General features: G+C 60.3%; 11 protein-coding genes, 1 tRNA gene and 1 pseudogene. 8 read left to right on the top strand and 5 right to left on the bottom strand.

Annotated features, from left to right (window positions below; translation table 11 throughout):
- Positions 1–130: 130 nt before the first annotated feature.
- Together EDD52_RS07815 and EDD52_RS23945 are read left to right on the top strand one after the other, a co-directional pair.
- Positions 131–652 carry a winged helix DNA-binding protein gene (locus EDD52_RS07815; protein ID WP_132243554.1) on the top strand — a complete coding sequence of 174 codons (522 nt, stop codon included), beginning with the start codon at positions 131–133 and terminating at the stop codon, positions 650–652.
- A gap of 95 nt (positions 653–747) precedes the next feature.
- Positions 748–999: pseudogene (locus tag EDD52_RS23945) on the top strand (hypothetical protein); the annotation flags it as partial.
- Between the two features lie 306 nt (positions 1000–1305).
- Here EDD52_RS23945 and EDD52_RS07805 read toward each other — a convergent pair.
- Positions 1306–1395, bottom strand: a tRNA-Ser gene (locus tag EDD52_RS07805).
- 390 nt (positions 1396–1785) lie between these two features.
- Positions 1786–2796 (bottom strand): D-alanyl-D-alanine carboxypeptidase family protein, encoded by a 1011-nt coding sequence (locus EDD52_RS07800; protein WP_279389258.1) that lies wholly within the window; start codon positions 2794–2796, stop codon positions 1786–1788.
- A gap of 1103 nt (positions 2797–3899) precedes the next feature.
- On the opposite strand from EDD52_RS07800, the gene EDD52_RS07795 reads away from it, so the two are divergent.
- Positions 3900–4280, top strand: a complete 381-nt coding sequence (locus EDD52_RS07795) for an acyl-CoA thioesterase (protein ID WP_132243550.1) — start codon at positions 3900–3902, stop codon at positions 4278–4280.
- A 195-nt stretch (positions 4281–4475) separates the two neighbouring features.
- Here the strand turns inward: EDD52_RS07795 and ettA are convergent, their stop codons facing one another.
- Together ettA and EDD52_RS07785 are read right to left on the bottom strand one after the other, a co-directional pair.
- Complete coding sequence (gene ettA, locus EDD52_RS07790; RefSeq protein WP_132243548.1) at positions 4476–6131, bottom strand: energy-dependent translational throttle protein EttA; 1656 nt, start codon at positions 6129–6131, stop codon at positions 4476–4478.
- Positions 6132–6340: 209 nt separating this feature from the next.
- A complete protein-coding gene (locus EDD52_RS07785) occupies positions 6341–7216 on the bottom strand; it encodes a bifunctional helix-turn-helix transcriptional regulator/GNAT family N-acetyltransferase (protein WP_132243546.1) in 876 nt (291 codons plus the stop codon).
- Between the two features lie 210 nt (positions 7217–7426).
- Between EDD52_RS07785 and EDD52_RS07780 the strand changes: the two genes are divergently transcribed.
- A complete protein-coding gene (locus tag EDD52_RS07780; protein ID WP_132243544.1) occupies positions 7427–8101 on the top strand; it encodes a nicotinate-nucleotide adenylyltransferase in 675 nt (224 codons plus the stop codon).
- On the top strand, positions 8098–9594 hold the full coding sequence (dacB, locus tag EDD52_RS07775; protein ID WP_132243542.1) for a D-alanyl-D-alanine carboxypeptidase/D-alanyl-D-alanine endopeptidase: 1497 nt from the start codon (positions 8098–8100) through the stop codon (positions 9592–9594). Before EDD52_RS07780 ends, dacB begins: the two co-directional genes overlap by 4 nt.
- A 328-nt stretch (positions 9595–9922) precedes the next feature.
- Here the strand turns inward: dacB and EDD52_RS07770 are convergent, their stop codons facing one another.
- A complete protein-coding gene (locus EDD52_RS07770) occupies positions 9923–10324 on the bottom strand; it encodes a tellurite resistance TerB family protein (protein ID WP_132243723.1) in 402 nt (133 codons plus the stop codon).
- A 157-nt stretch (positions 10325–10481) separates the two neighbouring features.
- Between EDD52_RS07770 and EDD52_RS07765 the strand changes: the two genes are divergently transcribed.
- The 3 genes from EDD52_RS07765 (at position 10482) to EDD52_RS07755 (ending at position 15070) form a co-directional block, all read left to right on the top strand.
- A complete protein-coding gene (locus EDD52_RS07765) occupies positions 10482–12062 on the top strand; it encodes a lysine--tRNA ligase (RefSeq protein ID WP_132243540.1) in 1581 nt (526 codons plus the stop codon).
- A 64-nt stretch (positions 12063–12126) separates the two neighbouring features.
- Complete coding sequence (locus EDD52_RS07760) at positions 12127–12537, top strand: DUF4864 domain-containing protein (RefSeq protein WP_132243538.1); 411 nt, start codon at positions 12127–12129, stop codon at positions 12535–12537.
- Between the two features lie 253 nt (positions 12538–12790).
- Positions 12791–15070, top strand: coding sequence for a glycosyl hydrolase family 28-related protein (locus tag EDD52_RS07755; RefSeq protein ID WP_132243536.1), 2280 nt, complete (start codon positions 12791–12793; stop codon positions 15068–15070).
- The last annotated feature ends 40 nt before the right edge of the window (positions 15071–15110 follow it).

Genomic DNA, 15110 nt, shown 5'->3' with positions numbered 1-15110 from the left:
ATACGTTCGCAATTTGTCAACGTTTTGTCAGTGTCTATTGTGAATAGGTGCCTTCTGCGTTGAAACGATGCGGAATTCATGACATGATATGCTTAAAACGTCAGCGAAATGTGTATGAGGAAAGTGCCAGATGTCCGAGCAAGCCCCGGCCAACCGCCGAATCGTTTCGTCCCGCCATCTTGCAGAAGGCGAGGGTTGGGAATTGTCAGAGTTGGAATTTGGCCTGATCGTCGTCTACAACGGGTTCTCGCGCTGGATGAACCGTTGCATGGACGCCGCCGGTCAGCCCGATATGAGCCCGCTTGAGATCCTCATCCTTCACAACGTCAATCACCGCGCCCGTGACAAGCGCCTGTCCGACATCTGTTTCCTGCTCAATATCGAAGACACGCACACAGTGAATTACGCCCTGCGCAAACTCCTGCGGGCCGGGCTGTTGCTGTCTGAAAAGCGCGGCAAGGAAGTGTTTTACCGTACATCACCCGAGGGGGTAGCCCTTTGCACGGCGTATCGCGACGTTCGGCGGCAATGTCTGCTGGAGGGGTTGTCCTCGACCGATTTGGGCGGCGGCGAGCTGCGCGAACTGGCGCGGATGTTGCGGGCGCTTTCGGGCCATTACGACCAGGCCAGCCGCGCCGCCGCCTCGCTTTGAAACCGGAGCTCGTTCGGGCGTCGCGAAACCCGAAGGCTCAGCTCGACTTGGAAGTCCGGAACCGGACCTGAAGCCGAACGACGGCCACGAAGCCGCGCTCGACGGTTCTAACCAAGGCTGAGGAGGAGATGGTCGAGGCATACCGGCGGCATACATGACTGCCGCTGGATGGCGGCCTTTATGCTTTGCAACTGTTGATCCCACATCTGACGCGGTCAGCACTGCATTACTGCCTGCGGCGATACGGCATTGCTCGGCTGCCTGACGTGAAGGCCTCTTCTTGCTGCACAATGCACTGCCGGGCAGCGGACAAGCCGAAGCGCCAAAAGTTCCAGCGCTACCCGATCCATAGCCCGGCAGGCGCGTCTGAGAAATGCTTTCGAGACCCTGAAAGCCGCGCACGACCTGATGCACGCCCAGGAAGCCCTGAACGAGTTGCGCCAGTCGTGATCTTCCCCTGAGACACGCGGGCATAGACACCCCGCGTCAGGCGCGCTGGCGACCCTTCTGCTGCTACAGATGTCAGCGCGCCGCATTGTGAATGAGAGGAAATGTGTAGCAAATTGTGTAGCAACTCGATGGTGTCGGGTATGCCTTGAGTTTGCTAAGTTGTTGTTTGGATAAAATAAAACCTGAAATTGATGCAGGTTTAATGGCGGAGCGACAGGGATTCGAACCCTGGAGACGGTCTCCCGCCTACACACTTTCCAGGCGTGCGCCTTCGACCACTCGGCCACCGCTCCGTCAGGGGCGCTTAGCACAGCTTGCGGAGGGCTCGCAACCCACTAAGTGGGGCCAAAGCGTCGTCAGTGACGACTGCTGTGTTTTCCGGGTCGTTTCTGTGTCGGCCAGTGGGTATGGCGGATCCCAACGGTTGTGTTGTCCGGAGACACTTCCAGCTTTGGAGATCGGAGTGAACGGGCCGATTTGCGGAGCAAGTGCTCGGAGCAGAGCCGACGTACTTTCCTGCCCTAGTTTGCGGATCCGATTTTGGCGCGGGGGTTTGTGTCACACTAGAATCGGACGCTTTGATAGCACCAGTTTTTTCACCCGTGTCGCTTCGCCAGCACCATGTTGACTGGATGTCAGCAGCGCAACAGGCACGGGAGGAGGCGCGGCCGCGTGGGGGCGGCCTAACGCAGGATCGCGGCAAGCGCGACGCCACCGAGCTTTGCGGCGCGTGGTTTGAGGGGAGGGGTGGGCGTTTGGCGCGCCCTGGGCCGGAGGAGACCGCGCGCATCGCCGGAGATACTGTCCGGGCTGTCGCGCCTCTGGCCGTGGATTGATCCGAGCCCGGATGCGGCGCGGGAGGACACATTGATCAGACTCAGGCGTACTGTCGATTGGTCAGGGGCCGGAGCACTGACAAGAAGCGGTTTACTTTTTGGCCGGGTCTGCCTAGTGGGGGCCGGGGGGATCCATTTGACAAGCTCTGGCGCCTGTCTGAAACCTTTGTTCATAAGGGTAGACACGCGGGCAGTCCTGTCGGCAGAGGAACTCGCGCCGAACACAGTAACAATCAGCCGCTTCTTTCCCCTGTGGGCGGAGGCGGTGAGATTGTAGCCCGCCGCGCGCGTGTACCCTGTCTTGATCCCGTCAGCGCCCGAGTAGGCGCCGAGGAACCGCCGGTTGGTATGTGCGATCTTGCGTCCGGCCGACGACGCATGAACCTTGCTGAACAGGTCGAAGAATTCGGGATGATCGAAGAACAACTGGCGCCCCAGCAATGACATATCGCGAGCGGTGGACAAATGCCCCTCGGCTGTGAGCCCATGTGCGTTCCTAAAATGCGTGCGGGTCATGCCGATCCGGGCCGCCGTCGCGTTCATCCGCGCGACAAACCGTTTTGTGTCGCCTCCGATAGCCTCTGCCAGGGCGGTGGCGGCGTCATTTGCAGACTTTATTGCGGTCGCGGTCACCAAATCGCGAAGACTGATACGCTCACCGGCAGACAGGTTCAGCGAAGAACCCGGCACCGAGGCTGCGGTTGAAGAGACAGTCGTCTGGGCGTCCAGATCGATATCGCCAGAGGCGGCTGCCTGGAAGGCGATGTAGAGCGTCATCATTTTGGTCAATGAGGCGGGATGCAGCTGTTTGTCGGCATCTTCGTTAAGGTAAACCTGCCCCGTGCGCATATCCATCACAACCGCGGCGGAAGGAGCGGCCCGAACCAGGTTGGGAACAAGGAGCGACAAGATAAGGCACGCAGTGGCAATAAAAGCGCCGGTAAAAGCCCGAATGTCGTCGGATCTGTGATCTTTGTGCACCTGTCACCCCCGTTCTGGTGGCCGGGCGCGGATGGGGTGCCATCTTGCCCGTCGGGGGAGTCCTACGACATCGGAGTTTAAAGAGCGTGAAGACCGGGGGGATGGCAGGAATGTGCCGGTACCGCCTCCGGAATGCGCGTGGGGTCGCGCATTGGTTCAGATCGCCGCCCAATCGGTAAAGCGAAAGGGTTTCGGGGGCTGAGGCGCGGCTTTTGGTTTCTTCGCCGTGTCTGGTGCGGGTTGGCTATGCTTGGGTTTCATCGGATCTTTCCTCCTGCCTCCAATCATGCCTCAAGACGGGGATCGGCCACAGTCAGGTATTACTGACTGGCGCGAGGCTGAAATGCCAATCCGGCCTGCCTTGATTGCCTCTGGATGCTGAGGCGCGTCACGGGAAGGATTGGCAGCTTGGCTGTCACGGTGTGCTGCTTCGCCTTGGTAGAGTGGCTTAGTTGGCGGTGCGTGCCCCCCTTCGGGCCGTATTCGCCAACAGACGGACTGGTGTGCCAGCCGTGTCAACATAAGCAGCATGAACGCGAAGCCGCCTGCGACAGACAGCAAGATGTGGCAAAGCAACCCCTCAAGCAAAGACGCACGAAAAACGACCATGTAAACCAACGAGGCCGTAAAGCTGGCAAATCCGTTAAGTGTCAAAATGACCAATGCCATCAGAAATTCCCCTTGCGGTGCAATTCATATTCCAATCCGATGATATCAAGCTGCGGGGATGGGGGCGTCCCAGCAATTGGAGAGTGCGCGAGGACATTCGGAGCCCGCGCCTATCCGTTCGAGTAGTTCCGGCAAGTGCGGCGAACCAAACCAGTTTCGGACCGGGGGAACGGAAGCCGGACGTCAGATGCCTGTGCGATAAATGGCGTCCAGTGCTGCACCTTTTGCCGATGTTCGCAAAAACGGCGCGACGTGAAGGGCTTGGCGTCGTTCGGGGCGGTGCTATGGTGAAGAAAACCAAGGAGAGCTGCATGGATATCGAACCCGATGGAGACGTCACGCTGCGGACGTTGGCAATGCCTGCGGACACCAACGTGTCCGGCGATATCTTTGGCGGCTGGGTGCTGAGCCAGATGGACATCGCCGCGGGTATCGTTGCGGGCGAACGCGCGGACGGGCGTGTAGCGACAGTGGCGGTCGACGCGATGAAGTTCATCCGTCCGGTCAAGGTGGGCGATGTGCTGTGTGTCTATTGCAGCATCCAGCGAGTAGGGCGGACGTCCATGGCCATCGAGGTCGAAGCCTGGGTCCGCCGGGGCCGCACCCGCGGCCGCGAAAAAGTGACCGAGGCGATCTTTACCTTCGTTGCAATCGACGAGGAGGGAAAGCCGAGGGAGGTGCCGAAAGTGTAGGGCAGAATAGCGGTATTCAGCAGCCTCTTTCGGGCAAAAACGCTCAAACTTTCTGCGGTTACCCCAAATGGCAATGGGCGACCCTAAGGCCGCCCAAATCTACAAAGCTGGATAGATTTCCATACGATAGACGGTCAAAGTCCGGCGCACAGTGCGATCACATGTCCATGGTCTTCCAGACGCCAGATCCTTCTATCACCGCACAAACTTCTTGAACTTCACCCGTTTCGGCTCCAGCGCGTCGGCGCCGAGGCGGCGTTTCTTGTCTTCTTCGTAATCCTCGAAATTGCCTTCGAACCATTCGACATGGGCGTCGCCTTCGAAGGCGAGGATGTGGGTACAGATCCGGTCGAGGAAAAAGCGATCGTGCGAGATGACCACGGCGCAGCCGGCGAAATCGACAAGGGCATCTTCCAAGGCGCGCAGGGTTTCGACGTCCAGATCGTTGGTCGGTTCGTCAAGCAGCAGCACGTTGCCGCCCTCTTTCAGCAGTCGCGCCATGTGGACGCGGTTGCGTTCCCCGCCCGATAGCTGGCCGACCTTCTTCTGCTGGTCGCCGCCCTTGAAGTTGAACGATCCGCAATAGGCGCGGGAGTTGACCTCGGCATCGCCCAGCTTGATCACTTCGGCCCCGCCAGAGATCGCCTGCCACACGGTGTCATCGGGGTTCAGGTCGTCGCGCGACTGATCGACATAAGACAGTTGCACGGTGTCGCCGTAAGAGACCGTGCCTTCGTCGGGCTGTTCCTGCCCGGTGAGCATCTTGAACAGCGTCGATTTACCCGCGCCGTTGGGGCCGATCACACCGACAATGCCGCCGGGGGGCAGGCTGAAGTCCAGATCCTCGATCAGCAGCTTGTCGCCCATCGCTTTCTTGAGATGTTCGACTTCGATCACCTTGGCGCCAAGACGCGGGCCGTTGGGGATGACGATCTGGGCCTTGCCGACCTTTTCGCGCTCTGACTGGCCCGCGAGTTCTTCGTAGGCCTGAATACGGGCCTTGGACTTGGCCTGGCGGGCCTTCTGGCCTTGCCGCATCCATTCAAGTTCGCGCTCCAGCGTCTTCTGCTTCGACTTGTCTTCGCGCGCTTCCTGCGACAGGCGCTTGGCCTTCTGTTCCAGCCAGGCGGAATAGTTGCCCTCGTAGGGGACACCGCGGCCGCGGTCGAGTTCGAGGATCCAGCTGGTGATATCGTCAAGGAAGTAACGGTCGTGGGTGACGATCAGGATGGTGCCCTTGTAGGCGATCAGGTGGTTTTGCAGCCAGGCGATGGTTTCCGCGTCAAGGTGGTTGGTCGGTTCGTCCAGAAGCAGCATGTCGGGCGCTTCAAGCAGCAGCTTGCACAGCGCCACGCGGCGTTTCTCGCCGCCTGACAGGGTCGCGACATTGGCATCGTCGGGCGGGCAGCGCAGGGCCTCCATCGCAACGTCGATCTGGCTGTCCAGATCCCACAGGTCATTGCTGTCGATCTCGTCCTGAAGGGCGGCCATTTCGTCGGCGGTCTCGTCCGAGTAGTTCATCGCCAATTCGTTGAAACGGTCAAGCTTGGCCTGTTTCTCGGCCACGCCCAGCATGACGTTTTCGCGCACGCTGAGGGTTTCGTCGAGCTGCGGTTCCTGCGGAAGGTAGCCAACCTTGGCACCTTCGGCGGCCCATGCCTCGCCGGTGTAATCCTTGTCGATTCCGGCCATGATTTTCATCAGCGTGGATTTACCCGCGCCGTTGACACCGACGACACCGATCTTCACGCCGGGCAGGAAGCTGAGACGGATGTTCTCAAAGCATTTCTTGCCGCCGGGATAGGTCTTGGAAACACCATCCATGTGGTAGACGTACTGATAAGCTGCCATGTCTGAAACGATCCCGATCTGTGCTGAGGCTTTCCTGAGCGTATAGACCGCCTGTGTGTCGGCTGCAACGCAGGCTATAGGGGGCGGCCCGCGTTTGTACGTTGCGCGAGCCGGGATAATCGGTGGCGCTGCGGGAAGGGTGCTGGAAAGGGCATACTCAGGTGTCTGGCCAAGCCCTCAACCTGACATCTCAGTCTGGGGTGGCGCGGTTACAGGTGCTTTTCGAACCAGTGATGCGCGTATCGCTCGGTGTTGAAGGCGTCAATTTCGTGCCAGCCGGTGCTCCGGTAAAGCGCGATTGCTTCCGTCAATGCCTTGTTCGTATCGAGCCGCAAGGTGGTGATGCCCAAGTCGCTGGCGCGGTGCTCTGCTGCCTGCATCAGCTTGCCCGCCAGCCCGATGCCGCGGGCCGATGGCGCGACCCAAAGGCGCTTGATCTCGGCAAGTTCAGAGCCGTCCCCCTTAACGCCAACGCATCCCAATGGCGCGCCTTCCAACGTGGCGACAAGAAAGCTGCCTCTGGGCGGGGTCAGGTCGGTAATGTCAGGGTCCCGGCTTTGCGCGACGTCGAAACCGGTCTCGAAGCGGCGGGCAAGCGTGTCGTAGTAGCGTTGCAGGCAATGCCGTGCATCCGGGGTTTCCGGGTGATGTTCTGAAATCTCGATGCGGTGCTGGCCCAAAATCGTGGTGATGCGGTCCATCGCCTCAAGCATCGCCTCGGACTGCGCGCCGGACAGGTCGAGAATCCGGCCGGCCCGTTCATTCGACAAGGCATCGTAGGCGAGGATCTCTGCGCATCCCGCTTCTGTCGGGCGGGCGACACGGCGACGGCCATCTTGATCGCAGGGTGTTGTGGTGATCAGACCTTCGTCTTCCAACCCGCGCAGCAGGCGGGACATCAGGCCGGAATCAAGGCCAAGAAGGTCACGTAATTCCGATACCACGGCGCCGGATTCCCCGATCGTGCAAAGCACTCTGGCGGCGCCCAAGGGGCGGCCCCGGCCCAAATAGGAATGGTCAAGAGCGCCAATCTCGGTCGAGACTGCGCGGTTGAAACGTCGGATGCGGGAGATTGCGTCGGTCATCTTGTCTGACTAATCTCAGATAATTCGTGCTGTTGCAATGAACTGTGCGGCTGCCGTTGACAGACATTCCCCGCGCCACTTCCTGATGCGCCCCATTGCGGCATTTGTCTCCTCTTCAAGGCAATTAGCCGTTGATCTTCCCGCCCAAGGGTAGTTTCTGAATTGCGGGCCGTTGGTCGCTGGAACCACGCGAGGCCCACGGGGAGGAGAATGCTGCTGCGGAAGACATATTTGCGTGCGGGCATGCGCGTCGGGCTGCTGGGAGGATCGTTTGATCCGCCGCATGCCGGGCATGTGCGTGTGACGATGGAGGCGCTGCGTCGCTTCGAGCTTGATCAGGTCTGGTGGCTCGTTTCGCCCGGCAACCCGCTCAAGAAACGCGGACCTGCACCGATGGAAGAGCGGATCGCGGCAGCGCGCGCCCTGATCCAACATCCCCGCGTCAGGGTCACGGATTTCGAGGCTCAGGCGGGGACGCGGTACACGGCTGAGACGCTTGCGCAGTTGCAAGGCAGCTATCCCGGCATCCGCTTTGTCTGGCTCATGGGGGCGGACAACCTGGTGCAGTTCAACCGCTGGGACAATTGGAAACAGATCATGGCGACTGTGCCCGTGGGGGTTCTTGCGCGACCGGGCGACCGGATTTCCGCGCGCACCTCTGTCGCCGCGCGCGTTTTCCGCAGCGCAAGACTGCCTGCCAAGGCAAGCCATCTTCTGGCGCTGTCAAAGCCGCCGTCCTGGTGCTTCGTGAATATGCCGATGGTTGATCTCAGCTCTACCGCGATCCGTGCAGCGCGTGCGGCACAGGGGGGCGGTGCCGCGACCGCCGATCACGAGAACTCGACTTGTCGTCCGAATGCGGGGGAGGGTATTGGTCGGGTATGAAGGGACCAATTTCAAGACGGGCATTTCTGGGCGGGGCGGCTGCGTTCGCGGCTGCCGCGCCTGCACTTGCCAATGCGCCGGCACAGTCGTTGCGGCCCGTGGCACGCGGCGAGATGTTGCTGGCCATGGCGTCGACCCCACCGGAAGAGCTGATCGCCAAGGCAAAGCTGAACGGTCAGGTGACCTATTGCGTGGCAGACGTCGCAACGGGTGAAATTATCGAACGGATGGGCCCAAATGTGGGGTTGCCGCCTGCCTCTGTGGCCAAGGCGATAACCGCCGCTTATGCGTTGGAGGTTCTGGGCCCCGATCACCGTTTTCGCACGCGGCTTCTGGCTGCAGGGCCGGTGGTGGATGGCGTGTTGAAAGGCGATCTTATCCTCGCGGGCGGGGCCGATCCCACGCTGGATACGGACGGACTGCATGGCCTTGCCAACGCGTTGAAGGACGCGGGCATCACGGGCGTCGAGGGCGGTTTTCTGGTGTTTGGTGGCGGATTGCCCACCGCTCCGGCGATTGACGCCGCCCAGCCAGACCATGTCGGGTACAATCCCGCCGTGTCCGGCCTGAACCTGAATTTCAACCGCGTGCATTTCGAGTGGCGCCGGAATGGCAGCAACTATGCGGTTTCGATGGATGCGAGATCCCGGACATTGCGACCCGACGTCCATGTCGCAAGGATGAAGGTCATCACCCGCGATGTCCCGATCTACACCTACGAAGACAGCGGTGTGTCGGACAACTGGACCGTGGCGCGCGGGGCGCTTGGCAATGGTGGCGCGCGCTGGTTGCCGGTGCGAAAGCCGGAGATCTATGCCGGCGAAGTCTTCCAGACATTTGCGCGTTCGGTGGGGATAGAGCTGTCGGCGGCAAAACTGCTGGCGGATTTGCCAGACGGGGTCACAGAGCTGGCCGCGCATGTCAGTGCGCCTCTGGCTGTGATCCTGCGGGACATGCTGAAATTCTCGACCAACCTGACGGCAGAGGTGGTGGGGATGGCGACCACTGCGGCGCGTTTGGGTGAGGTGACGTCCTTTCGCATGTCTGCCGCAGAAATGAGCGCCTGGGCCAATGAAAGCTTTGGCACCGATGGTATCGCATTGGTCGATCATTCCGGGCTTGGCGACAAAAGCCGGGTAGAAGCGCCGGACATGGTGGCCTTGTTGGTCGGCGTGCGCGACCGGTTGGAAATGCAGCCGCTGTTGAAGGAAATCCCGATGCGGGACGGGAACCGGAAAATCGTTCAGAACCATCCGGCGAAGGTTCGGGCCAAGACGGGGACGCTCAATTTCGTGAGCGGGCTTGCAGGCTATCTGGACGGGGCAGACGGAAAAACGCTGGCTTTTGCCATATTCGCCGCGGATACCGACCGAAGGGACGGGCTGACCAAGGACGAACGGGAAAATCCGCCGGGAGCGGCATCCTGGAATGCGCGCGCCAAAATCCTGCAGCAAAAACTTCTTGATCGCTGGTTCGCGCTTCACGCCAGCTGACGCGCGTGTTTGGGGCGGGCGGCCATGAAGACCGCCCGCAAGGGAGGAGTCCCGACCTCAGATCGGAAGGGACAGTCGCGGTGCTGCCGCACCGATAATGGGCATCAGACAAAGCAGAAGGATGCCCACAAGGGTCAGTTGTCTGCGGTTCATTTCCAAAATCTCCGGCAAATGGATTTCGCATAAATAAGGACAGGCGGTAATTGCCTGAGCGAAATATAGCACGGAAACCTGTCTGCGGCAGTCAGGAATGGCTTACCCTGCCGCTGGACAGGCAGGATGCCGCGCATGATTGCGCGGCGTCAGAATGTGACCGGGGCGCCCGTTCTCAGGCGCGGACATGGCGCGCCCGCGCTCCGCGTTCGATCGCTGCGGCATGCAAACGGTCCAGGTCCAGCTCGTAACGGATTTCCTCCAACAGGCGAAGCTCTGGTTCGTAAAGCTGGCCATCGGCCGCGGCCACGTCGCAGGCCAGCGCATAGGCAGTTTCGAACAGCCGTTCCGGCAGGTTGTCCCGGATAAGCCCGAACAAGGCGTCCAGCCCGTCCTCTTGTTCGAACAGGTCAAACACCATCTGCGAGGTCTGGTTCATGCGGTCGATGTCATATTCCGCGAAGACGGGCAGGTTGTTGACTGCCGACTGGATCTTGACCAGTTCCGCCGTGCGAATGTTCTCGTCCGAGGCGGAGATAGCCACCATCAGTGCAACCAGACAGTCCTGAGGCGTCATCGGATGGTTTGGCGTGTCGTCTTCGGTGCTCACTGGGTGCGGTCCTTGAAAGAATGAGAGGTACGTTTCAGATTATTGACCTAAGCGGCCCCCCGCAATAGGTACGCTTGCGCTGCCTGCCCCGCGACGGGGCACGCGACCCATGGAGAGTACCCGCATGTCCGAGATCCGCGACGCTGCCCTTGCCTCGAAAGCCTGGCCCTTCGAAGAAGCGCGCCGGATACTCAAACGCTACGAGAAAGCCCCGCCCGAGAAAGGCTATGTGCTGTTCGAAACGGGGTATGGCCCCAGCGGATTGCCCCATATCGGCACATTCGGAGAGGTCGCGCGAACCACGATGGTAAAGCGCGCCTTCGAGCTGATTTCGGATATTCCGACAAGGCTGATCTGTTTTTCGGACGATCTGGACGGCATGCGCAAGATACCCGGCAATATTCCCAATGCGGACCGCTTGCAGGAGCATTTGCAAAAGCCGTTGACCAGCGTTCCCGATCCGTTTGGCGAGTATGAGAGCTTTGGCGATCACAATAACGCCATGCTACGCCGGTTCCTGGACACGTTCGGATTCGAGTATGAATTCTACTCGGCCACCGAATTTTATCGTTCCGGCCAGTTCGACGAGGTGCTGCTGCGCGCCGCTGAACGCTATGATGACATCATGAAGATCATGCTGAAATCGCTGCGCGACGAGCGTGCGCAGACCTATTCGATCTTCCTGCCGATCCACCCTGAAACCGGGCGGGTTCTGTATGTCCCGATGAAAGAGGTCAATGCCAAGGACGGCACGATCACCTTCGACGACCCGGATGGGCGCGAATGGACCCTGCCGGTGACCGGCGGCAACGTGAAACTGCAGTGGAAGCCGGATTTCGGCGCACGCTGGGCCGCGCTGGGTGTCGATTTCGAGATGTACGGCAAGGATCACAGCACCAACACGCCAATCTATGACGGCATCTGCCGGGCGTTGGGGGCGCGCGCGCCAGAGCATTTCACCTATGAGCTGTTCCTTGACGAGAACGGGCAGAAGATCTCGAAGACGTCGGGGAACGGCGTGTCGATCGACCAGTGGCTGACCTATGCCTCGACGGAATCGCTGTCCTATTTCATGTATCTCAAGCCGAAGACGGCCAAGCGGATGCATTTTGATGTGATCCCCAAGGCGGTGGACGAGTATCACCAGCAGTTGCGCGCCTATCCAACGCAGGATCTGAAGGCGCAGCTGAACAACCCTGTGTGGCACATCCACGGCGGCGAGGTGCCCGAAAGCAAAATGGTGGTGCCGTTCTCGATGCTGCTTAATCTTGCCAGCGTGGCGGGGGCCGAGGACAAGGAAACGCTGTGGGGCTTCATGCGTCGCTACGCGCCGGATGCCAGCCCAGAAACCCATGCTGATCTGGATCAGGCGGCTGGGTTCGCGGTGCGTTACTACAACGACTTCGTCAAACCGGCAAAGGTCTTCCGTGCGCCGACAGATCTGGAACGCGAGGCGCTTTTGGCGCTGCGGGACGGGCTGGCCACATGGGACGGTCCCGCCGATGGGGAAGCGTTGCAGGGCTTGGTTTTTGCCTGCGGGCGGGAGCGGTTCGACCCGATGCGCGACTGGTTCAAGGCGCTCTACGAAGTGCTTCTTGGGGCCAGCCAAGGTCCGCGGTTCGGCGGGTTCATCGCGCTCTACGGCGTCGACGAAACCGTTGCCCTGATCGACAAGGCGCTGGCCGGGGACCTGCTGGCCGCCTGAGCCGACGTTTTGACGTGACCACATACTGCCCTATCTCTTCGCACATGCTGCGAGGAGATAGGGAATGCGCAAACTGATTTTCGGGCTGATTGCTGCCATTGCGATTGCAGGAAGCGTCACCGCGCAGACCACACCTGACCCGGATATCGAGAGTGTCATCTCTTCCCAGCTTGACGCTTTCAAAGAGGATGATTTCGCCCGCGCCTTCACCTTTGCCAGCCCGTCGATCCAAGGCATGTTCGGAACGCCAGAGAATTTCGGTACGATGGTGCGCAGGGGCTATCCGATGGTCTGGCGACCGGGGACGGTTGATTTTCTTGAACTGCGCTACCTTGACGGCGCCTTCTGGCAAAAGGTCCAGATCATCGACCAGAGCGGCAGGGTGCACCTGCTTGACTACAAAATGGCAGAAGGCGCGGATGGCTGGCGCATCAGTGGTGTCCAGCTTCTGGAACTGCCGGGTATGGCGGTCTGACGCGACACGCCAGGCGTTTTTCCTTTCATGGCGGCATCATGTCTGTGGTGCCTCAGGTTATCGCGAGGCTGCGAGAGCACTGTCGCGCAACGCCTACCGTCACGGTGCTGTCGGCGGGCGTTAACGCGGTGTTGGTATTTCCCTCAATGCGGTCGGGCGGGCCCCGACACATCTAATCGGCAGGTCGGGAATCCGGCCCTGCGGCGGGCGTGCCCCGTTTGCAGGTGGACTGCGTGCGCGGAAAGGGAATGGAATGAACAAAGCGATTACGGACGGGGTGCAATTTATGCCACCTTCTTTCGGGGCAGGCCTGGCAAGCTGGTCGCGCGGTGACGGCGAGCCGTCATCCGCTACGTATCACAATGTCGCAACGGCGGCCTATGTCCCGGCGGATCAGGATTTTGGCGGGTGTCTGGAACTGCAGAAAACCGACTCAGTGCAGAAACTGCGCTACAAGGGCCAAACCCCGATCCTGCCGGGCTGCTATATCCGGGTGACGGCACGGATCAAGGCGATGTCGGGCAATCTGCCATCTGTCCGTATCTCTGGCTGGGCAGGGGACGCTGATGGCGACCACGTGTCGGGCCTGCCAGAAACGGATGTGGCCGTGCCGCTGACCGCCTACGGCGAGGTTGTCGAGGTGTCGGCCATCATCGGGTCCGGCAATCGCCCGGGTGTTGACCTCGTCTGGGGGACAGGCGCGATTTACGGACATTTCGGGATCGACTTGACCGGCCAGAATGGTGCTGTCGTGCGGATCGATGACATCGTGATCGAGGATGTCACGCAGGTCTTCCTTCGCGATCTGATGAACTGGGTCGACGTGCGGGATTATGGCGCGGTCGGAGACGGGATCACGGATGACAGTGCTGCGTTCGAGGCTGCAGATGCGGCTGCGGATGGCAAGCGGGTGCTCGTGTCCAAGGGGATTTACTACCTTGGAAACAGTGTCACGCTGGAAAACCGCGTTCAGTTTGAGGGCAACGTGGTCATGCCGGATCACGCGATCCTGTCGTTGACCCGCGATTTCCACCTTCCGGCCTATATTGATGCATTCGGGAATGAGGAGCTGGCCTTTCGCAAGGCGTTCCAATCCCTTCTGAACAATTCCGATCACGAGGGGCTGGATCTTGGCGGGCGCCGGGTTTCCATCAGCGGCCCGATCGACATGCAGGCTGCCGTCAACAATCGCACCACCTTTGCGCAACGCCGCCTGATCCGGAATGGCCAGTTGCGGGCAGAGGGCGGCGCCGCCTGGGAAACCGAAACGGTGACCAGTCAGGCGACATATTCTGCGTCGCAGCCCTTTACGCTAAGCAACGTGACGGATGTTGCCAACGTCAAGGTCGGCTCGCTGATCGAGGGCAATGGGGTCGGTCGCGAAGTCTATGTCCGCGCGTGCAACGTGGCGGCGCAGCAGATCACTCTCTCGCAACCGCTTTCCGATGCGGTCGGGACGCAGAATTATTCGTTCACCCGGTTCAAATACATGCTGGATTTCAGCGGGTTCGACAAGCTCACCTATTTCTCGATGTCTGATATCGAGTTCCAGTGCAATAACATGGCAAGCGGGGTTCTGATGCCGCCGCTTGGCGGGATCTTCCAGTTCCGCGACTGTTTCTTCAACCGTCCGCAGAACCGCGCCATCACCTCTCATGGTTCGGGCTGTCAGGGGATGCTGGTGGACCGGTGCAACTTTGAAAGCCCCGAGAACGGGCTTGAAGCGTCGGACCGGCAGGCTGTGGCGATCACCGCCAACGCGAATGACGTGAAACTGCGCGACAACCGCGCCTCGCAGTTCCGCCACTTTGCGGTTCTGTCCGGGTCGAACAACGTCGTGACGGGCAATCACTTCTTCCAGGGCTCTGGTGGCGGGGTACGCACTGCGGGGTTGGTGCTGGCGCTTCGGGCGTGCAACACGACGGTCACCGGGAACTACGTTGACAACTGCTTTATCGAGTGGACGAACGAGCGTGAGCCAGAGCCGGACTATGTCGGCGGGTTCGGCTTTGCCGGGCTTTCCATCACCGACAACGTCTTTCTGGCCGGGGGGGTGGCGAGCTGGTTCTCGTTCATCATCGTCAAACCCTACGGGACCGGGCATTTCGTCAACGGGTTGAACGTGTCAGGCAATACGTTCCGCTGCGTGGATGCGGTGATGAACCGGGTGGAGCGTGTGGATACGAGCTTTGCCAATCTCGAGCTCGACAAGATGCGCAAGATCTACATCTCCAACAATACTCATCACAACGTGGAATATCCGGCCCATAACCCGTTGATCGTCAACCACAGCCAAAATTCGGTTGCCCAGACATGGCAGGTGGATTGTGCGCCCAATCTTCCATTCAACGGGTATGCGATGAATGTCGACGGGGTGAGCCTACGAGGCAAAGTGGCCAACTCAAGCAATACCGCTCAATATGTCATGCCGCATGCGTTCGAAGAGCGCGGCACAGGGCGCAACGAGGTTCATCTTGTCTGGCCCGTCGCGGTCGAGGGCGGTGTGAATGTCCAGGTCCGCATGGACAGGTAAGATTGGCGTGGGCCGGGGCGATGCTTTCGCTCCGGCCCCT

The organism is Primorskyibacter sedentarius (genome assembly GCF_004342065.1).
GTDB classification, from domain to species: domain Bacteria; phylum Pseudomonadota; class Alphaproteobacteria; order Rhodobacterales; family Rhodobacteraceae; genus Primorskyibacter; species Primorskyibacter sedentarius.
Note: the sequence above shows the minus strand (reverse complement) of the source record. Positions and strands in the feature narration are given on the sequence as shown.

Coding starts and splice junctions, on each gene's coding strand:
- EDD52_RS07815 (WP_132243554.1), top strand. CDS start 131: ATGTCCGAGCAAGCCCCGGCCAACCGCCGAATCGTTTCGTCCCGCCAT.
- EDD52_RS07795 (WP_132243550.1), top strand. CDS start 3,900: ATGGATATCGAACCCGATGGAGACGTCACGCTGCGGACGTTGGCAATG.
- ettA (WP_132243548.1), bottom strand. CDS start 6,131: ATGGCAGCTTATCAGTACGTCTACCACATGGATGGTGTTTCCAAGACC.
- EDD52_RS07785 (WP_132243546.1), bottom strand. CDS start 7,216: ATGACCGACGCAATCTCCCGCATCCGACGTTTCAACCGCGCAGTCTCG.
- EDD52_RS07780 (WP_132243544.1), top strand. CDS start 7,427: ATGCTGCTGCGGAAGACATATTTGCGTGCGGGCATGCGCGTCGGGCTG.
- dacB (WP_132243542.1), top strand. CDS start 8,098: ATGAAGGGACCAATTTCAAGACGGGCATTTCTGGGCGGGGCGGCTGCG.
- EDD52_RS07770 (WP_132243723.1), bottom strand. CDS start 10,324: ATGACGCCTCAGGACTGTCTGGTTGCACTGATGGTGGCTATCTCCGCC.
- EDD52_RS07765 (WP_132243540.1), top strand. CDS start 10,482: ATGTCCGAGATCCGCGACGCTGCCCTTGCCTCGAAAGCCTGGCCCTTC.
- EDD52_RS07760 (WP_132243538.1), top strand. CDS start 12,127: ATGCGCAAACTGATTTTCGGGCTGATTGCTGCCATTGCGATTGCAGGA.
- EDD52_RS07755 (WP_132243536.1), top strand. CDS start 12,791: ATGAACAAAGCGATTACGGACGGGGTGCAATTTATGCCACCTTCTTTC.